17 protein-coding genes are annotated in these 18,513 nt (G+C 62.9%); 6 read left to right on the top strand and 11 right to left on the bottom strand.

The genetic code is table 11. From position 1 onward, the window contains the following. Positions 1 to 179 precede the first annotated feature (179 nt). Both ACF8SD_RS12240 and ACF8SD_RS12235 read right to left on the bottom strand, forming a co-directional pair. Positions 180 to 674, bottom strand: a complete 495-nt coding sequence (locus ACF8SD_RS12240) for a DUF934 domain-containing protein (RefSeq protein ID WP_009685913.1) — start codon at positions 672 to 674, stop codon at positions 180 to 182. Beyond that, on the bottom strand, positions 658 to 2,310 hold the full coding sequence (locus tag ACF8SD_RS12235) for a nitrite/sulfite reductase (protein WP_173889894.1): 1,653 nt from the start codon (positions 2,308 to 2,310) through the stop codon (positions 658 to 660). Before ACF8SD_RS12235 ends, ACF8SD_RS12240 begins: the two co-directional genes overlap by 17 nt. A gap of 213 nt (positions 2,311 to 2,523) precedes the next feature. On the opposite strand from ACF8SD_RS12235, the gene ACF8SD_RS12230 reads away from it, so the two are divergent. Beyond that, positions 2,524 to 3,600, top strand: coding sequence for an ABC transporter substrate-binding protein (locus ACF8SD_RS12230; RefSeq protein WP_173889892.1), 1,077 nt, complete (start codon positions 2,524 to 2,526; stop codon positions 3,598 to 3,600). Positions 3,601 to 3,876: 276 nt separating this feature from the next. Here ACF8SD_RS12230 and ACF8SD_RS12225 read toward each other — a convergent pair whose 3' ends face one another. Both ACF8SD_RS12225 and metH read right to left on the bottom strand, forming a co-directional pair. Next, on the bottom strand, positions 3,877 to 4,095 hold the full coding sequence (locus ACF8SD_RS12225) for a DUF2970 domain-containing protein (protein WP_009685910.1): 219 nt from the start codon (positions 4,093 to 4,095) through the stop codon (positions 3,877 to 3,879). 160 nt (positions 4,096 to 4,255) lie between these two features. Beyond that, positions 4,256 to 7,963: a methionine synthase gene (gene metH, locus ACF8SD_RS12220; protein WP_392483665.1), complete on the bottom strand. Its 3,708-nt coding sequence runs from the start codon at positions 7,961 to 7,963 to the stop codon at positions 4,256 to 4,258. A gap of 180 nt (positions 7,964 to 8,143) precedes the next feature. Between metH and ACF8SD_RS12215 the strand changes: the two genes are divergently transcribed. From ACF8SD_RS12215 to ACF8SD_RS12195, 5 genes are all read left to right on the top strand, one after another. Further along, positions 8,144 to 10,444, top strand: coding sequence for a fatty acid cis/trans isomerase (locus ACF8SD_RS12215; protein WP_392483664.1), 2,301 nt, complete (start codon positions 8,144 to 8,146; stop codon positions 10,442 to 10,444). A 113-nt stretch (positions 10,445 to 10,557) separates the two neighbouring features. Further along, positions 10,558 to 11,592 (top strand): acyltransferase, encoded by a 1,035-nt coding sequence (locus tag ACF8SD_RS12210; protein WP_173889886.1) that lies wholly within the window; start codon positions 10,558 to 10,560, stop codon positions 11,590 to 11,592. Positions 11,593 to 11,650: 58 nt separating this feature from the next. Then, positions 11,651 to 12,235 carry a Fe-S biogenesis protein NfuA gene (nfuA, locus tag ACF8SD_RS12205; protein WP_003250416.1) on the top strand — a complete coding sequence of 195 codons (585 nt, stop codon included), beginning with the start codon at positions 11,651 to 11,653 and terminating at the stop codon, positions 12,233 to 12,235. A gap of 301 nt (positions 12,236 to 12,536) precedes the next feature. Next, positions 12,537 to 13,145, top strand: coding sequence for an SCO family protein (locus tag ACF8SD_RS12200; protein WP_054904128.1), 609 nt, complete (start codon positions 12,537 to 12,539; stop codon positions 13,143 to 13,145). After that, positions 13,146 to 13,628 carry a copper chaperone PCu(A)C gene (locus ACF8SD_RS12195; protein ID WP_173889884.1) on the top strand — a complete coding sequence of 161 codons (483 nt, stop codon included), beginning with the start codon at positions 13,146 to 13,148 and terminating at the stop codon, positions 13,626 to 13,628. 32 nt (positions 13,629 to 13,660) lie between these two features. Here ACF8SD_RS12195 and ACF8SD_RS12190 read toward each other — a convergent pair whose 3' ends face one another. The 7 genes from ACF8SD_RS12190 to ACF8SD_RS12160 all read right to left on the bottom strand — a co-directional run bounded on the left by ACF8SD_RS12190 (position 13,661) and on the right by ACF8SD_RS12160 (position 18,511). Next, positions 13,661 to 13,888 (bottom strand): hypothetical protein, encoded by a 228-nt coding sequence (locus ACF8SD_RS12190; protein WP_392483663.1) that lies wholly within the window; start codon positions 13,886 to 13,888, stop codon positions 13,661 to 13,663. A 72-nt stretch (positions 13,889 to 13,960) separates the two neighbouring features. After that, a complete protein-coding gene (locus tag ACF8SD_RS12185) occupies positions 13,961 to 14,794 on the bottom strand; it encodes an AraC family ligand binding domain-containing protein (protein WP_392483662.1) in 834 nt (277 codons plus the stop codon). After that, positions 14,791 to 15,105, bottom strand: coding sequence for an AzlD domain-containing protein (locus tag ACF8SD_RS12180; protein WP_009685903.1), 315 nt, complete (start codon positions 15,103 to 15,105; stop codon positions 14,791 to 14,793). The genes ACF8SD_RS12185 and ACF8SD_RS12180 overlap by 4 nt, the downstream gene beginning before the upstream one ends. Next, entirely contained in the window at positions 15,102 to 15,794 is a 693-nt protein-coding gene (locus tag ACF8SD_RS12175) for an AzlC family ABC transporter permease (protein WP_173889880.1), read from the bottom strand. The genes ACF8SD_RS12180 and ACF8SD_RS12175 overlap by 4 nt, the downstream gene beginning before the upstream one ends. 121 nt (positions 15,795 to 15,915) lie before the next feature. After that, complete coding sequence (locus ACF8SD_RS12170) at positions 15,916 to 16,611, bottom strand: sel1 repeat family protein (protein WP_173889878.1); 696 nt, start codon at positions 16,609 to 16,611, stop codon at positions 15,916 to 15,918. 139 nt (positions 16,612 to 16,750) lie between these two features. Continuing rightward, a complete protein-coding gene (locus ACF8SD_RS12165) occupies positions 16,751 to 17,833 on the bottom strand; it encodes a hypothetical protein (protein WP_173889876.1) in 1,083 nt (360 codons plus the stop codon). Between the two features lie 39 nt (positions 17,834 to 17,872). Beyond that, on the bottom strand, positions 17,873 to 18,511 hold the full coding sequence (locus ACF8SD_RS12160; RefSeq protein ID WP_173889874.1) for a LysE family translocator: 639 nt from the start codon (positions 18,509 to 18,511) through the stop codon (positions 17,873 to 17,875). Between the last annotated feature and the right edge of the window lie 2 nt (positions 18,512 to 18,513).

The raw sequence follows: 18,513 nt of genomic DNA, 5'->3' as shown, positions 1-18,513 counted from the left end.
GTGCAAGTTTGACGGGCTTTGATTAAGGCGGGATTCGACCAAGGACATTTGAGCCTCAGGCAAAAAAGGGCGCAGGCGTGGGTGGGCGGGGAGGAGGCTGGGGCAGGGTTGAGCGGTACAGGCGGGCGCAAATGAAACGGCCCGCCATCGCGGCGGGCCGTGGGTGTTGCAGGTGGCAATCAGCGGCGACGGAACAGCGGCAGCGGCTCGTCGGTAGCGGCCTGGTAGGTCACCGAGAAGTCCTTGAGGCCCTGCAATGCGTCTTCCGGGTCCTTGTCGGCACGGATGGCGAACGCATCGAAACCGCAACGGGCCATGTAGAACAACTGGTCGCGCAATACGTCGCCAATGGCACGCAGCTCGCCCTTGAAGCCGTAGCGGTCACGCAACAGGCGCGCATTGGAGTAGCTGCGCCCATCGGTGAAGGCGGGGAAGTTCAAGGCGATGACCTGGAAGTACTGCACGTCTTCGCCGATTTCTTCGGCTTCCTGGTCGCTGTCAAGCCACACGCCAAGGCCGCCGTCGCGGGCCTTGAGCACATGGGCATGGTCACGCCACATCTGCAGCGGAACGATGTAGTCGTCGCAGTTGGTCAGCTCGTCGAAAGACGTTTCCTTGGGCAGCAGGTGCCAGGTTTCGTCGACGATCTGATTGTTCTTAATGATTCGCTGCATAGACGCGTTCCTTGAAGGGGTCGATACCGATACGCTGGTAGGTGTCGATGAAACGCTCTTCCTCGGTACGTTGCTCGACGTACACCGCGATCAGCTTTTCGATCACATCGGCCATGTCATCCTGGGCGAAGGACGGGCCGAGGATCTTGCCCAGGCTTGCGCCGCGTGCAGCGTTGCCGCCCAGCGACACCTGGTAGAATTCCTCACCCTTCTTGTCCACGCCGAGGATGCCGATGTGGCCCACGTGGTGGTGGCCGCAGGCGTTCATGCAGCCGGAAATGTTCAGGTCGATTTCGCCGATGTCGAACAGGTAGTCCAGGTCGTCGAAGCGGCGCTGGATGGACTCGGCGATCGGGATCGACTTGGCATTGGCCAGCGAGCAGTAATCACCGCCCGGGCAGCAGATGATATCGGTCAGCAGGCCGATGTTCGGGGTGGCGAAGCCGCTTTCGCGCAATTCCAGCCACAGCGCGTGCAGTTGGCGCTGCTCGACATCGGCCAGAATGATGTTCTGCTCGTGCGAGGTACGCAGGAAGCCGAAGCTGTAGCGCTCGGCCAGGTCGGCCACGGCGTCCAGCTGCTTGTCGGTCAGGTCACCCGGGGCCACGCCGGTGGGTTTGAGCGACAGGGTCACGGCCACGTACCCCGGGCGCTTGTGGGCACGGGTGTTGCGCGAGCGCCAGCGGGCGAAGCCTGGGTACTCGGCGTCCTGGGCGGTGAAGTCGACGTTGTCCAGGGCCAGGTATTCGGGGTCGACGAAGTGGCGCGATACCCGCTGCACTTCGGCTTCGGTCAGGGTAGTGCTGCCGCCACGCAGGTGAACCATTTCGGCCTCGACCTTTTCGGCGAACACTTCCGGGGTCAGGGCCTTGACCAGGATCTTGATCCGCGCCTTGTACTTGTTGTCACGGCGACCGTAACGGTTGTACACGCGCAGGATGGCGTCGAGGTAGCTGATCAGGTCTTGCCACGGCAGGAATTCGTTGATGAACGAGCCGACCACTGGGGTACGCCCCAGGCCGCCGCCTACCAATACGCGGAAGCCCAGCTCACCGGCCGCATTGCGCACCGGCTCCAGGCCGATATCGTGCACTTCGATGGCGGCACGGTCTTCCTGCGAGCCATTGATGGCAATTTTGAACTTGCGCGGCAGGAAGGCGAATTCCGGGTGGAAAGTGGTCCACTGGCGCACGATTTCGCACCATGGCCGCGGGTCGATGACCTCGTCTGCAGCAACCCCGGCGAACTGGTCGGTGGTGGTGTTGCGCAGGCAGTTGCCGCTGGTCTGGATCGCATGCATCTGCACTTTGGCCAGCTCGGCAAGGATGTCCGGAACATCTTCCAGCGCCGGCCAGTTGTACTGCACGTTCTGCCGGGTGGAAATGTGGGCGTAGCCCTTGTCGTAGTCGCGGGCGATCTTGGCCAGGGTGCGAACCTGGGTGGCGTTCAGCTGGCCGTACGGCACGGCGACACGCAGCATCGGCGCGAAACGTTGGATGTATAGGCCGTTCTGCAGGCGCAGAGGGCGGAATTCTTCTTCGCTCAGCTCACCGGCCAGGTAGCGGCGGGTCTGATCACGGAACTGCTTGACGCGGTCCTCGATGATCCGCTGATCGTACTCGTCGTATACGTACATATAAGTCCTGTCTCAGGCATGCAGCTATTCGCGCGCACGGCCGCGCACTCCGGTACGGAGCCGGGGAACGATAGCAGGTTGCGTTTATGCGCTAAAGTGATGTTTTTGCATATGAAAAGAACCAAATGGACTATGTGAGATTGACTGCCATTTGTGCCCGGTCTATGGCGTGGCGGGTATAATCCGCGGTTTGCGTTACAGAGATGTCAGCCCATGCTCAAGGCGTTGTGCCAAAGCGTTTGTCTTGCCTTGCCGCTGGCGGCGAGCGCACAGCCGGCTTCGGTGGTATTCCTCAACCCGGGGCTGTCCAGCGAGACGTTCTGGAACAGCTACAGCCGGTTCATGCAGGCCGCCGCCCAGGAGCTGGGCATGACCCTGCGCGTGCAATACACCGAGCGCAGTGCCGACCAGGCGTTGATCCAGGCCCGGGCGATACTCACCGCGCCGCAGCGGCCCGATTACCTGGTAGTGGTCAACGAGCAATACGTGGCGCCGGAAATCCTGCGCCTGTCGCGCGGCACGGGGGTGAAGCTGCTGCTGGTGAACAATGGCCTAACTGCCAGCCAGGAGCGCAGCATCCTGGCCCAGCCCGACAAGTTCGCCGCGCCACTGGGCACACTGACCAGCAATGACGAACAGGCTGGTTTCGAGATGTTGCATCAGATGGTCGCGCAATTGCCACGTGGCCATGGCCCGGTGGAGTTGCTGGCGTTTGTCGGCGTCAAGACCACGCCGGCCTCGCAACTGCGCGAGCAGGGCATGCGCAGGGCGCTGGCCGATTTCCCCCAGGTGCGCCTGCGCCAGGTGGTGTATGGCGGCTGGAGCCGACAGCGGGCCTACGAGCAGGCACAGCTGCTGCTGCAGCGTTACCCGAACATCGGCTTGGTGTGGTCGGCCAATGATGAAATGGCCTTCGGCGCCATGCAAGCCTTCCAGGAAGCAGGCCGCACGCCGGGGCGTGACGTGTTGTTCGGTGCTGTGAACAGCTCGCCTGAGGCGCTGCGTGCGCGCATCGACGGCCGCTTGAGCGTGCTGTTGGGTGGGCACTTCACCCTCGGTGGCTGGGCCATGGTAATGCTGCACGATGATGCCCAGGGGCTGGCGCTGAACCGTGATGGCTTGCGCGAACACACGGCGCCGGTCATGCAGGTGATTGACCAGGCCAAGGCCAGGCGTTGGCTGAAACTGCTGGAGCGGGACGACTATGGCGTGGATTTTCAGCGTTACAGCGCCGAAGGGCGGCCTGCCAGTTACCAATACCCGTTTTTGACGTCGCCGGTCGAATATTGAAAGACCCTGCTTGAGAGAAGGGCATTGCTCGTCTTAACTGCTGGTTGTGAAGTGCATTCCCATAACCACTACAAGAGGCAATGCAATGGGAAACTCAACCAAGGTCCGCAAAGCTGACAGCAGCGTCGATGCCTGGGCGATCCTCTGCCTGATCGTGCTGGTGGTCGTCACCGCCGTGTACTGGGTCAGCCACCAGTGACTCGCACCTTCCAACCGTGATGCAGCCAAGGCGCCTGCGGCAGCCATTGCGCAGGCGTTGTGCTTTGCGCCAGGTGATTAACGCGCGGTAAGGTGCAGCGCCAGTTGCACCAGGCCAATCAGCACGGCAATGAACACCAAGGTGAACAGCGTGCCCATGACGATGAAATGGCTTGCCTTGCCATGGGTGAAGTCGCGGGCGCGGTTCTTGCCGCTTTGCACGCCGAAGGCGGCGGCGAGGATGCTGTGCAGCATCTGCCAGAAGGTCGGCGGTTTGCCTTGGCTGGAATCGTCCATGGTGGCTCCTGAATAATCAGAGGCAATCAGGGACAGTGTAGGTGGGGTTTGCCGCTACCGTGCAACCCGTTCGCGACCTGAGCCCGCGCATGCCGAAGCAAACGGGCCCGGGCAGCCGCCACCGGGGGGCGCGAAGGGCCGCAAGGCGGCCCCGGCAGACTCAGCTGTCGTAACCCAGGTTAGGGGCCAGCCAGCGCTCGCTGACGCTGACGTCCTGGCCTTTACGCGCGCTGTAACACTCGATCTGGTCCTTGTCGACCTTGCCCACGGCAAAGTACTGCGCCTGCGGGTGGGCGAAGTACCAGCCACTGACCGCCGCGGCCGGGAACATCGCGAAGTGCTCGGTGAGGAACACCCCGCTTGGCCCGGTTTCGCCAATGGCTGTTCCGTCGAGCAGGCGGAACAAAGTTTCTTTTTCGGTATGGTCCGGGCAGGCCGGGTAGCCCGGTGCCGGGCGGATGCCGCGGTACTGCTCCTTGATCAGCGCTTCGTTGTCCAGTTGCTCGTCGCGGGCATAACCCCAGTGTTGCTTGCGCACCTGTTCGTGCAGCCATTCGGCACAGGCTTCGGCCAAGCGGTCGGCCAGGGCCTTGACCATGATCGAGCTGTAGTCGTCGCCTTTGTCCTGATAGGCCTTGGCCACTTCCTCGGCACCAATGCCGGCCGTGGTGATGAAGCCCCCCACGTAATCGGTCACGCCGCTGCCTTTGGGCGCGACGAAGTCGGCCAGCGACCAGTTGGCCTTGCCGTCCGGCTTGATGGTCTGCTGGCGCAGGTGGTGCAGGGTGGCCAGGGTCTGGCCATCTGCACCGTAGACTTCGATATCGTCATCGGCGACCTGGTTGGCTGGCCAGAAGCCGAACACCGCCCGGGCACTGATCAGCTTTTCGTCGATCAGCTTGTCGAGCATTTCACGGGCATCGGTGTACAGCGCCGTGGCCGCTTCGCCGACCACCTCGTCGGTGAGGATGCGCGGGAACTTGCCGGCCAGGTCCCAGGAAATGAAGAACGGTGTCCAGTCGATGTATTCGGCCAAGGTGCGCAGATCGATGTCTTCCAGCACCTTCACGCCGGTGAAGGAGGGCACGGCTGGCTGGTAGCCGGCCCAGTCGTATTGCGGCTTGGCGGCGATGGCCTGGGCGTAGCTCAGGCGCTCGGTACGGGCACTGCGGTTGGCGGTGCGTTCGCGTACCTCCACGTACTCCTGGCGGGTCTTCTCGATGAAGCCTGGCTTGAGTTCCTTGGACAGCAGCTGAGTAGCCACGCCAACCGCGCGCGAAGCGTCGGTAACGTAAACCACGGCATCGTTGCTGTACTTCGGTTCGATCTTGACGGCGGTATGCGCCTTGGACGTCGTGGCGCCCCCGATCATCAGCGGCAGCGTGAAGCCCTGGCGCTGCATTTCGCGGGCAACGTGGACCATCTCGTCCAGCGACGGCGTGATCAGGCCGGAGAGGCCGATGATGTCGCACTTTTCGTCGCGAGCGGTTTGCAGAATTTTCTCGGCCGGCACCATCACGCCAAGGTCGACGATATCGTAACCGTTGCAGCCCAGCACCACGCCAACGATGTTCTTGCCGATGTCGTGCACGTCGCCTTTCACCGTGGCCATCAGGATCTTGCCTTTGGCTTCGGGCTTGTCACCTTTCTCGGCCTCGATGAAGGGGATCAGGTGCGCCACGGCCTGCTTCATCACCCGGGCCGACTTGACCACCTGGGGCAGGAACATCTTGCCCGCGCCGAACAGGTCCCCGACCACGTTCATGCCGTTCATCAGCGGGCCTTCGATCACTTCGATCGGGCGTGCGCACTGCTGGCGGCACGCTTCAGTGTCCTCGACGATGAAAGCGGTAATACCCTTGACCAGCGCGTGCTCCAGGCGTTTTTCCACCGGCAGCGAGCGCCACTCCTCGTTTTCCACCTCTTTGGTGGCACCACCGCCGCGGTAGTCTTCGGCGATTGCCAGCAGGGCGTCGGTGCCGTGCGGGGTGCGGTTGAGCACCACGTCCTCGACCTTTTCGCGCAGCGCAGCGGGAATTTCGTCGTAGATTTCCAGCTGGCCGGCGTTGACGATACCCATGGTCAGGCCGTTCTGGATCGCGTGGTAGAGGAACACCGAATGGATCGCCTCACGCACCGGGTTGTTGCCACGGAACGAGAACGACACGTTGGACACACCGCCCGAGCTCAGCGCATGCGGCAGGTGGTCGCGAATGTAGGCACAGGCCTCGATGAAATCGACGGCGTAGTTGTTGTGCTCTTCGATACCGGTGGCGACGGCGAAGATGTTCGGGTCGAAGATGATGTCTTCCGGCGGGAAGCCCACTTCGTTGACCAGGATGTCGTAACTGCGCTGGCAGATTTCCTTCTTGCGCGCAGCCGTGTCGGCCTGGCCGACTTCGTCGAAGGCCATGACCACCACGGCGGCGCCGTAGCGTTTGCACAGTCGGGCGTGGTGCTTGAACTGCTCCACGCCTTCTTTCATGGAAATGGAGTTGACGATGCCCTTGCCCTGGATGCACTTCAGGCCCGCCTCGATCACTTCCCACTTCGACGAGTCGATCATGATCGGCACGCGCGAGATATCCGGTTCGCCAGCGATCAGGTTGAGGAAGCGCACCATGGCGGCCTGGGAGTCGAGCATCCCTTCGTCCATGTTGATGTCGATCACCTGGGCGCCGGCTTCGACCTGCTGCAGGGCGACTTCCAGGGCTTCGGTGTAGTTCTCTTCACGGATAAGCCGGGCGAACTTGGCGGACCCGGTGATGTTGGTACGCTCGCCGACGTTCACGAACAGCGACTGGCGGTCGATGGTGAACGGCTCCAGGCCCGACAGGCGGCAGGCCTTGACGATTTCCGGAATCTCGCGTGGTGGGTATTTGGCGACCGCTTCGGCAATGGCCTGGATGTGGCCTGGGGTGGTACCGCAGCAACCGCCGATGATGTTGAGGAACCCACTGGCGGCGAACTCCTCGACCACCGCAGCCATTTCGGCTGGGCTTTCGTCGTATTCACCGAAGGCGTTGGGCAGGCCGGCGTTGGGGTGTGCCGAGACATGGGTGTCGGCCTTGGTCGACAGTTCTTCCAGGTACGGGCGCAGGTCCTTGGCGCCCAGGGCGCAGTTCAGCCCCACGGAAATCGGCTTGGCGTGGCGTACCGAGTTCCAGAACGCTTCGGTGGTCTGGCCCGACAGGGTGCGCCCGGAGGCATCGGTAATGGTGCCGGAGATCATGATCGGCAGTTCGATGCTGTCCTCCTCGAACACCTGTTGCACGGCGAAGATCGCCGCCTTGGCGTTGAGGGTGTCGAAGATGGTCTCGATCAAAATCAGGTCGGCGCCGCCTTCGATCAGGCCACGGGTGGCCTCCACATAGTTGACCACCAGCTCGTCGAAGGTGACGTTGCGGTAACCAGGGTCGTTGACGTCGGGTGAAATCGAGCAGGTGCGGCTGGTAGGGCCGAGCACGCCAGCAACGAAGCGCGGCTTGTCGGGAGTTTCCAGCGTCTTGGCATCGGCCACCTGGCGGGCAATGCGTGCGCCTTCGACGTTCAGCTCGTACACCAGCGATTCCATGCCGTAGTCGGCTTGGGAGATTTGCGTGGCGTTGAAGGTGTTGGTTTCGAGAATATCCGCGCCCGCATCCAGGTAGGCTTTCTCGATGGCAGCGATCACGTCTGGGCGGCTGAGCAGCAACAAATCGTTGTTACCCTTGACATCGCTTGGCCAATCGGCGAAACGCGTGCCACGATAGTCGTGTTCCTCGAGCCGGTAGCTTTGGATCATAGTGCCCATGCCGCCGTCGAGGATCAGGATGCGCTCTTTGAGGGCGTTCTGGAGTGCTTGGAGACGAGCGCTGCGGTCGGACATAGGAACTACCTGGTCGGGCGAATATCAGAAGGGGCCGAATCATAACAAAGCTGCGCGGTTTTTAGGTGCATCGCCCATTTCCATGAATTCTGCTCATGTTGGCCTAGCCGGTGAAAAACCGCGGCCAAGGACGACCAGGCAACAAATCGTGATGGCTTCAAGAACCAGGACTTTCCGCACATGGTGCAACGTATCCTTGCCGGCGCTTTCGCCCTGCTCCTCAGTGGCGCGGTGCTTGGGCAAGCCCCCCAGTCGAGCCCGGCGATATCCTATACCCGGGACATTCAACCCATTTTCACCGAGAAGTGCGTGGCCTGCCACGCCTGCAACGATGCCGCCTGCCAGCTGAAGCTGGAAAGCCCCGAAGGCGCGGTACGCGGGGCCAGCAAGGTACCGGTGTACCAGGGCGAGCGCAGCCAGGCAGTGCCCACCACTCGGCTGTTCTACGACGCCCACAGCGAAAGCGAGTGGCGCAAGAAAGGGTTCTATTCGGTGATCGACAACCAGGGCAGCCAAGCCGCGCTGATGGCGCGCATGCTCGAACTGGGGCACAAGACGCCACTCACGCCCAATGCCAAGGTGCCTGACGAGATCGTCCTGGGCCTGAACCGCAACAACATGTGCCCCTTGCCCCATGAGTTCGATGCCTACGCCGGCGCACATCCCAAGGAAGGCATGCCGCTGGCCGTGACCGGGTTGACGGACCAGCAATACGACACCATGCGCCGCTGGCTGGCCGCCGGCGCACCGGTCGAATACCAGCCGATTCAACCCAGCGCTGCCGAAGCCCGGCAAATCGTCGAATGGGAGGAGCTGCTCAACCGCCCAGGCTCCACCGAAGCGCTGGTTGGCCGCTGGCTGTACGAGCACCTGTTCCTGGCGCATATCTACTTTGCAGGGGGCGAGCAGGGCCACTTCTTCCAGTGGGTGCGCTCGCGCACGCCAAGCGGCCAGCCGGCTGACATCATCGCCACGCGGCGGCCCAACGACCCGCCAGGTACCGACTTCTATTACCGGTTGATCCCGGTGCAGGGCGTGATCGTGCACAAGACGCACATCACCTACCCAATGGGGCCGCAAAAGCTCAAGCGGGTGAAGCAGCTGTTCTATGCCGGTGACTGGCATGCCAGCGCGCTGCCCGGCTATGGCCCACGCCACCGCGCCAACCCGTTCGAAACCTTCGAGGCCATCCCGGCGGTGGCGCGCTACCAGTTCATGCTGGATAACGCCGAATACTTCGTGCGCACCTTCATCCGCGGGCCTGTTTGCCGGGGGCAGATCGCCACCGACGTGATTCGCGACAACTTCTGGGCGTTGTTCCAGGAGCCCGCGCACGACCGCTACATCACCGATGCGCACTACCGCGGCGAAGCCACGCCGTTGCTGGCCATGCCAGGCCAGAACGACGACGTGGGCAGTGTGCTGAGCCTGTGGCACGCGTACCGCGACAAGCGCAACGCGTATGAAAAGCTGCGCCGGGAAGCCTATGCCGAGATGCCGGCCCCAGGCTGGGCGACGCTGTGGGCCGGTAACGACAATGCCCTGCTGAGCATATTCCGTCATTTCGACAGCGCCTCGGTCACCAAGGGCCTGGTCGGCGATGTGCCCCTTACCGTCTGGCTGTTCGACTACCCGCTGCTCGAACGCACCTATTACCAGCTGGCAGTCAATTTCGATGTGTATGGCAACGTGTCCCACCAGCTGCAGACGCGCCTGTACTTCGACCTGATTCGCAACGGTGCCGAGGTCAATTTCCTGCGCCTGATGCCGGCAGACCAACGCAAGGCGATTCTTGGCGACTGGTACCAGAACAGCGGCAAGGTCAAGATGTGGCTGGACTACGAGGACATTGACAGCGACACGCCGAGCGGTATCAAGCTTGACCCGCGCAACCCCACGCGTGACTTCGGCCTCAAGCTGTTGCAGCGCACCGGCAGCCTGAATGCCGCGCCCGACCCGATCAACCGCTGCCAGGGCGCCTTCTGCTCGCGGCCGCAAATGAGCGAAGAGTTCCGCAATGCCGAACAGTCGCTCAGCCGCCTGGTCTCGCGCCCGGCGGCCGGGCTGAAGGTGATCAACCAGCTGCCTGAGGCGACGATGTTGCGCATCGAAGGGCAGGGCGGCCAGCGTCAGGTGTACAGCCTGCTACGCAACCGCGCGCACAGCAACGTGGCCTTCCTGCTTGGCGAGGCCTATCGCTACCAGCCTGGCCTGGACACCCTGACCCTGTACCCCGGTGTGCTCAGCAGTTACCCCAACTTCATGTTCAACATCCCGACCAAGGATGTGCCGGAGTTCGTCGAGGACATGGAGTACGCGAAGGACGATGCGGCGAAGTTCGAACGCATTGTCATGCGCTGGGGCGTGCGCCGCAGCCACCCCGAGTTCTGGCACTACTTCCATGACCTGAGCAGCTACATCAAGGAAACCGAGCCGCTCGAGGCCGGGGTGCTGGACATGAACCGCTACGAAAACCTCTGATCGGTTTGGCTGACCTTTCCGATACACCTGCGGTCGGAAAGGGTTAGGTGGCCTGTATCGGTGCTCACACAGCCGATACGGGCCTCAATGCACCGAAAAGCGCAGGTTATTTCATGTTGTATTCGCTTCAGGCATTGCGGGCGTTCGCCGCTTGGGTGGTGGTCTGCCACCATTTCATGCAGATTTTCTTCGACTTCCATGCCACCGGCCCCGTCGGCCAATTGCTCACTGACCGCGGCGCTGTGGGCGTGGACATCTTCTTCGTGATCAGTGGGCTGGTCATCTACCTGTCGACCTGCGACAAGCCGGTCGAGCCGCGCCAGTTTCTACTCAACCGGGTGCTGCGCATCGTTCCCGCCTACTGGTTCTATACGGCCCTGATGGCCTTGCTGTTGCTGGCGTTCAGCCAATGGATGCCGCACCAGGTGTTCAGTTGGCATCACCTGCTGCTTTCGCTGCTGTTCATCCCGGCGGAGAACCCCGGCGGTTATGGCCTGTATCCCACCTTGAACGTGGGCTGGACGCTGAACTTCGAGATGTTCTTCTACCTGTTGTTTGGCCTGGCTTTCCTTGTGCGTAAACGTCACCACTTGCTGCTGGTGGCTGCCGCCTTGCTGCTGGTCAGCGAGGTGCTGGGGCGGTTCGGCTTGCTCAGCCGCTTTTACAACAACGACATCATCTATGAGTTTTTGCTCGGCATCGGCCTTGGGGTCTTGTACCGCCATGGGCTGATCCGCCAGGGCCGCGTTCTGGCGTTGCTGCTGCTGGGGGCTGCAGGGCTGGCCATCTATCACCTCGATGCATCGCAGCGCTTGCTGCATTGGGGGGTGCCGAGCGCAATGATCGTGCTGGCCTTCATCGCCCTGGAACCGATGTTCAAAGGTAACCGGCTGCTCAAGGCGCTGGGCGACTGCTCGTATTCCGTGTACCTGATCCATGTGCTGGTGCTGTACGCCGGTTGGTTCGCCAGCCAGCGGCTGCAATTGAATCCTTACTGGGTATTCGCCGTGTGCGTGCCGTCCATTGGACTAATGTCGTGGTTCAGCTACTGCTGGCTGGAACGTGGCCTGTACCGGCGCATGCAAGCGTGGCTGGCGGCCCCGCGAGGGGGCGAGCCGCACTACGCGCTTTCCCGAGTCAAATACTAGGACTTTGTTCGATGCGCCGGTTGGCGTACACTTGGCGGCAAGTCTGTGAGGAACCTACATGAGCGCTATAACCATTACCGACGCCGCCCATGACTACCTGGCCGATCTGCTCTCCAAGCAGAACACGCCTGGCATCGGCATTCGTATTTTCATCACCCAGCCGGGCACCCAGTACGCCGAAACCTGCATCGCCTACTGCAAGCCGGGCGAAGAGAAGCCTGACGACACCGCCGTTGGCCTCAAGAGCTTCACCGCTTACCTGGATGCGGTCAGCGTGCCGTTCTTGGAAGATGCCCTGGTCGACTACGCCACCGACCGCATGGGTGGCCAGCTGACCATCAAGGCGCCGAACGCCAAGGTGCCGATGGTCAATGAAGACAGCCCGATCAACGAGCGCATCAACTACTACCTGCAGACCGAAATCAACCCTGGTCTGGCCAGCCATGGCGGCCAGGTCAGCTTGGTAGATGTAGTGGACGACGGCATTGCTGTGCTGCAGTTTGGCGGTGGTTGCCAAGGGTGCGGCCAGGCTGACGTAACCTTGAAAGAAGGCATCGAGCGCACCCTGCTCGAGCGTATCCCTGAGCTGAAGGGCGTGCGTGACGTGACTGACCACAGCCAGAAAGAAAACGCCTACTACTAAGCCTTCCGGCGGCTGCTGGGCTGTATCAGCACCGTTGCCTTGGCGCATGCTTGCTCGGGCTGCGTTGCAGCCCGATCGCGACACGAGGCCGCGCCTGAACAGGCCGCTAAAGTCCGCGCACTTAGCAATAAAGTGTTACGTTTTCAAGCCGTGCGACAACAGGCCGCAGCCCGTATTTCAAGGGCTGCAGGCCTTACCTGCCCAGGTCGGGTAGAACCCCTCTGGGTGTCATGCCAGAATGCCCCGGTTTTTCGACTGGCCCATCCCGAGGGCCGGCACCTTCCCTGTAAAGGATGGTTTCATGAATGATCTATACAGCCGGCGGGCAGTCGTCGCCGGCATGGGCGTTCTCGGGCTCGGCCTGCTGGCGGGCTGCAGCCCGGCGCGGGGGCTCGAGTTCAAGTACGGCAAGAACATGAGCAACGAGATCCTCGGGCGCAAGTTCAGCCTCAAGGACCCGCAAGGCAACGTGCGCACCCTGTCGAGCTTCTACGGCAGCATGCCCATGATTTTCTTCGGCTTCACCCAGTGCCCGGCGGTCTGCCCCACCACGCTGGCGCGTGCGGCGCAGATCCGCAAGACGCTGCGCGGCCGCGACCGCGATCTGTTCCAGGTGGTGTTCATCACCCTGGACCCGGAGCGCGACACCCCCGAGGTGCTCGATGCCTACGTCAAGGCCTTTGACCCCACGTTCATCGCACTGACCGGCACCCCTGAAGAAATTGCCGCAGTAGCCAAGGAATTCAAGGTGTTCTACGAGAAAGTCCCGGCCGGGGACACCTACACCATTTCTCATTCGTCCACCAGCTACGTCTACGATACACGTGGCACCCTGCGCCTGAGCCTGGGCCATTCCCTGACTGCCAAGGAATGCGCCGAAGACCTGGTCACCCTGATGGAGATCTGCTGAATGTTGATGCAACCGATCAAACGTGGCCTGGCTGCCCTGGCCCTCGCCGGGCTGGCACTGCCGGCCCTGGCCCAGACCACCGTGAGTGAAGCCTGGGTGCGCGCCAGCGTGCCGCACCAGCAGTCCACCGGGGCATTCATGACCCTGACCGCCAGCAGCGACAGCAAGCTGGTGAGCGTGGCGTCGCCAGTTGCCAATACCGTTCAGGTACACGAAATGACCATGAACGGCGATGTGATGGGCATGCGTGAGGTGAAGGCTGTCGAGCTACCCGCGGGCAAAGCCGTTACGCTGGACCCGAATGGGCTGCATGTGATGCTGATGGGCCTGAACGGCCAGGTCAAGGAAGGCGAAAAAGTACCGCTGAGCCTGACCATCGAAGACGCCAAAGGCGCCAAGGAAACCGTGGAAGTGCAGGCTGAAGTGCGCGCGCTGACCGCCGGGGCGGGCGGCGGCCACGATCACATGCACATGCAGCACTGACCGGCTCCCGCAAGGTAGCCTTGGCGCGCCGGTCAACTGCGAAACTTGGGCAGTGGCCGGTCGAGGGTCAGCGAGGTCAAGGTCTTGCTGACCTGCGCTTCGTCGGCTTCCAGCGCCCGTAAACTCGCGCGAATCTTGCCTGCGGCGGGCACATCGCCCTGCCGGTCGATCCAGTCGGCAATCTCCTTGCACGCGCTACTCAGGCAGGCCTGGCGCTGGTTCATCAGCGACAATAGGGTGGTGAGCTCTCTTTGGGACATGGCAGGATCCTCCGTTCAGCCCTGTTAGTGTAGCAGTGGCTAGGCGGCCTGCCTGTGGCGAGGTGCCACAGCTCAGCCTGACCTCCAGGCGCTGCGATAAACGCCCGGCGGCACGCCGTAGGCCTGCTTGAACTGCCGGCTCAGGTGGCTCTGGTCGGCGAAGCCCAGGTCGAACGCGACCTGCGACGCCACCAGGCCGCTTTTCAGCATTTCCCGTGCACGGGCCAGGCGCCGCTGTTTGAGCCAGGCATGCGGCGGCAGGCCGGTAGCCTGGCGAAACACCCGGGCGAAGTGAAATGGCGACAGGTTGACCGCCGCTGCCAGCGCCTCCAGCGAAGGCGGGTCGGCCAGCCGGCTTTCCAGCAGTTCGCGCGCGCGGGCCACTGCCAGGGGCTCTTGGCCGGGGGCCGAAGGCGCCGCGCATTGCCCATGGCGCTGCACCAGCGCCAGTACCGCCTGGCGCCAGGCGGTTTGCTGCTGCAGGGCGCTGGCACCGGCTTCTGACAACTGGTGCAGTTGACTGAATGCAACGGCCAGCGCCGGGTCTTGGATCACGCTGGCCTTGAAGCTGGGCATGCCGTGACGCCCCAGCTCCAGTTCCTCGAGCACCCCTGTGACCCGGTCATGGTCGGGGTAGAAACCGCGATAGCGCCAACCTGCTTCGTGAGCGGTGGCGCCGGTGTGCAGTTCGTCCGGATTGATCAGCACCATGCTGCCGACCGGGGCCAGGTGCTCGCTGCCGCGGTGCCAGAAACGCTGGGCCCCGGACTCGATCACGGTGAACACATAACCCTCGTGGACGTGCGGCGCAAAACGCTGCTGAACGTAACGCGCGTGCAGCATCTCGACGTCACCCAGCGCTGACGCCTGCCAAAGGTGTGTCTGCTCGCGCAGTGCCTCGCTCATGCCAGCCAACTGCGTAATAGGAAAAAGATCAACATGCTCACCAGCATGCTCAGCACTACGCTGCGGGTCAACAGCACCAAGGTGATGGCCGCCAGTGAGCCCAGCAGGTAGGGGTTGAGCAGGCTCAGTTCGAGCTGGTGCTCGGGCAGGAAAATGATGGGGCCGCAGATGGCCGTGAGCATGCCCGGCACGGCAAAGCCCAGAAATTGCCGCGCGTTGGAGCTAAGCCGTAAAGGCAGGCGCGGTTCCAGAAACGCGTAGCGGTTGAGAAACACGATGGCCCCCATGGCAAAAATCAGCACCCAGGTCATGTGCGTGCTCCGGCAAATTTCTGGCAGATGAAACCGGCGCTCATGCCCAGCAGCCCGGCGGCGACCAGGGCGGCCTCCCAGTGCCAGTAGCTGAACAGTACCGAGCAGAACAGCGACACGGCTACGCACGCCAGCGTGGCGAGGTTGCGCACCAGCGGCGCGATCAAGGCCACGAAGGTGGCGACGATGGAAAAGTCCAGCCCGTACTGGTCCAGGTGTGGAATGCTCTGGCCCAGCAGGATACCGGCCAGGGTGAACAGGTTCCAGGCAACGTAGAAGGTCAGGCCCACCCCTAACGCGTACCAGCGGTTGAACTGCTGCTGGTCGTACTGGCTGGTAAGGGCGAAGAATTCATCGGTCAACAGAAAGCCCAGGCCCAGCCGCCAGCGCAGCGGTTGGTTGGACACCACAGGGCGCATCGACAGGCCATACAGCAGGTGCTGTGAGGTCAACAGCAAAGTGGTCAGCAGTATCGATGCCAGGTTGGCGCCCGCCTTGAGCATGCCGATGGCCACCAGTTGCGCGGCGCCGGCAAAGACAATGGCCGACAGCCCTTGGCCCTGCCAAGGGCTGAGGTTGGCCTCGATGGCCATCGACCCGGCCAGCAGGCCCCAAGGGGCGACAGCAAGGGACAGCGGCAGTATGGCGATGGCGCCGTGGAGAAAGGCTTGGCGGGCAATAGGGGGCATGATGTCTGCATTGCGTTTACAGGGCAGGCCAGCATGCCAGACGGGCAGGGGGATGGCTTGAACGATCTTGCTGGTCGACAGCGCCCTTGGCGTCGACGCCCATAATGCCCCCAGGCACCGGCTAGGGGTGCCGGGTCAGGTGTTGTTGTGCTGTCACGCAGCCATTGATGTCGACCGCCTTCTGCAGCAGGCTCAACCGCTGCTGTGGGTCGAGTTCGCTGAGCAGGCGGTACACCTCGGCCTGGTAGTCACGCTGTCGCCCCCAGAGCATTTCCAGGCCTTGTGGCTGGTTGCGTCGGCAGGCCAGGTGGGTGGCAGGCTGCGGGTAATAGGGGGCGTACACGGTGGCCATGCTGGGGATGGCCTCCAGGGCTGTGCGGTAATCGCTACTGGTATTGTAGGGCTGGCACCAGGTAGCAATGGCCGGGGCGGGGGCGGCAAAGCCCTGCTTGAGGCTGGCTTCGAGCAATGGGCAGGCAGCTTCAGGGATCTGCGCTGCGGGAAGGTAGGTCATGTAGTACAGGGCCAGCCGGTACTGGGCGACCGGGTGGCCCAGCTCGACCGACTTTTTCAACAGGGCAACCGCTGTAGGCAAGGTGTGAGCCATTGCCTGCCCCTGGCGGCTGAGCTCCGGGTCGGTGCCCAGCGACGTGCGCAGGGTGCTGCTGCCTTCTTCCTGATTGTCGGCCTGTTCCAGCAATGGCAACGCCTGGCGGTAGAGTAGGTCGGCATGCGGGTCGATAGTGACCTCAAGCGCCTGGGCAGCCAGCGGCAGTAACGCAACCAGTAGCGCGGGCAGCCGCGGGACCAGGCTCACGGGTGAACCCCATGGGCGGCCAGGTGAGGGTGGACGGTTTCGACAGTCATGGCGGTCAAGCATTGCGCCTCGGGGAAATCGGAACGACCACTTATTCTAGCCAGCCAAGGGGGCTGGCCGAAAGACCGCTGTGCAATTGTCAGACGAGCCTGATAGGGGTGACATTACGCTGGGCGTGTTTTTCCTGGGCCAGGCCGAGCTTGGCGGTGATCACCTTGGCCAAGGCATTGTTGCCCAGGTCGTTCAGGTGCAGGCGATCGATGAACAAATCTGCCCCGAACACGGGTGAACTGCTGAGCATGCCGTTCATGTCGTAGCAGGGGACCGGATCGGCCTGGCTCTTGATGCGGCGAAAAAACGCCGAGTGCAGTTGGCTGTCGAACGCGCCTTCCAGCAGCCGGTCGAAGTTGGCCGGCTGCTGCTCCAGTGCCGCCAACATGGCCTGTTCGCCGGCCGGCAGGGTTTCCCGGCACCAAGGCAGCAACGGTTGCAGGATGAAGGTCAGGGTGGCGTGGCTGTCGGCCAGCAACCGGTCCCACTGCCGCAGCGTGCGGCCAATGTTGTCGGCAGCGCGGGCCAGGCGCTTCTCCGGGGGAGATAGCGGCCAACTGCCCACGGCTTCGGCTGGCGGCGGCGGCGCCAAGGCTTGACCGATGCGCCGCCACAACGATTGCCGGCGGGCGGCGGTGGCAGGCTGCAGGCCTTCGCTGAAGCTGTTGAGAAAGTCCTGGTAAGCCTTGCCATGGGCCGCTGCGGGGCTGGCGAGCACTTCGCACAGGGCTTCGTGGGCCAGGGTGTTCAGGCCGCTGAGCACGACCACGTGGCCGAGCTGGCCCAGGCGATGCTGGTGGGTCAGGAACAACAGCAGCTCCTGGCTGGCATTGAGCCCGCAGCCGGCCAGGCTCAGCCAGACTTCGCCAGTGAGCATTGACAGGTGCGAAGCCACGGTGTGCTCGTCGGAGCTGGCGCCGATGCCCAGGGCAGTCGAGCCACCGACCAGCAAGTTGATGCGTGAAGCGCCGCCGCGCTCGCCCGCAGAAAAGCGCTTGCCGGCGCAATGGCTGTAGCGCAGGCCCAGGGCATCGGTGTTGATGGTGCCAGAGCGGTAGCCGGTTTCGTGCACATGCACGGTGTGTGGCGCACGGCGGCTGCCGCGTAGCAGAAAGCGCTGGTAGTCCTGTGGCAGCGGCGAAGGAGGCGGGCTGGTATGGGTGGGGTTCATGAATGCTCCTTCAATGGCGCCGTAGGTTGCACAGCAGTTTCAGGCCGCCAGTTCCTTAAGGTTGTACAGCAGGCCGCCTGCGGCGATCAGCAGCAGCGCCACGCCTGACGCCAGGCTGATGACCCGGTTGCTACGCTGCGAGGCGATCTTGCCGATGGCGAAGATGTACAGGCTGAGCACGGCGAAGTCGATGGCCACCCAGAGCAGCGACAGGACCACCATGCTTTTGCCGAACGACTCGGTGATCTGGATGAACTGCGGGAAGAAGGCGATGAAGAAAATGATGTCCTTCGGGTTGGAAATGCCCACCATGAACCCTTGCAGCAGCCCGCCACGGCCGGGCTTGGCCGCCTCGTTCGGGGCCTCGTTCGAGGCCGCTGCAGCCGGCACCTGCAGCGCCTCGCGCAAGGTGCCCACGGCAATGTGGCCGATGAACAGGCAGCCCAGCAGGCTCATGATATTGAGCCAGGTCTTGTCGATGGCCGCGCTGGTGAGGATGATCCAGGCGGCTGCGCCGATCAGCACCAGGGACGCCCAGTTGGTGCCAACGGCGGTGAACATGGCCTTGCGCGAGCCCGAAGCGGCCGCAGTATTGACGATCAGTGCCACCACGGGGCCGGGCGTGGCGATCAGCAGCAGGACGGTGAGGGCATAAGTGGCGGTGAGTGCGGTATTCACGG

Origin of the sequence: Pseudomonas sp. CJQ_9 (genome assembly GCF_043106615.1) — a bacterium.
Taxonomy (GTDB): Bacteria; Pseudomonadota; Gammaproteobacteria; order Pseudomonadales; family Pseudomonadaceae; genus Aquipseudomonas; species Aquipseudomonas juntendi.
The sequence above is the reverse complement of the archived record's forward strand: the minus strand, read 5'-3'. Positions and strand labels throughout refer to the sequence as shown.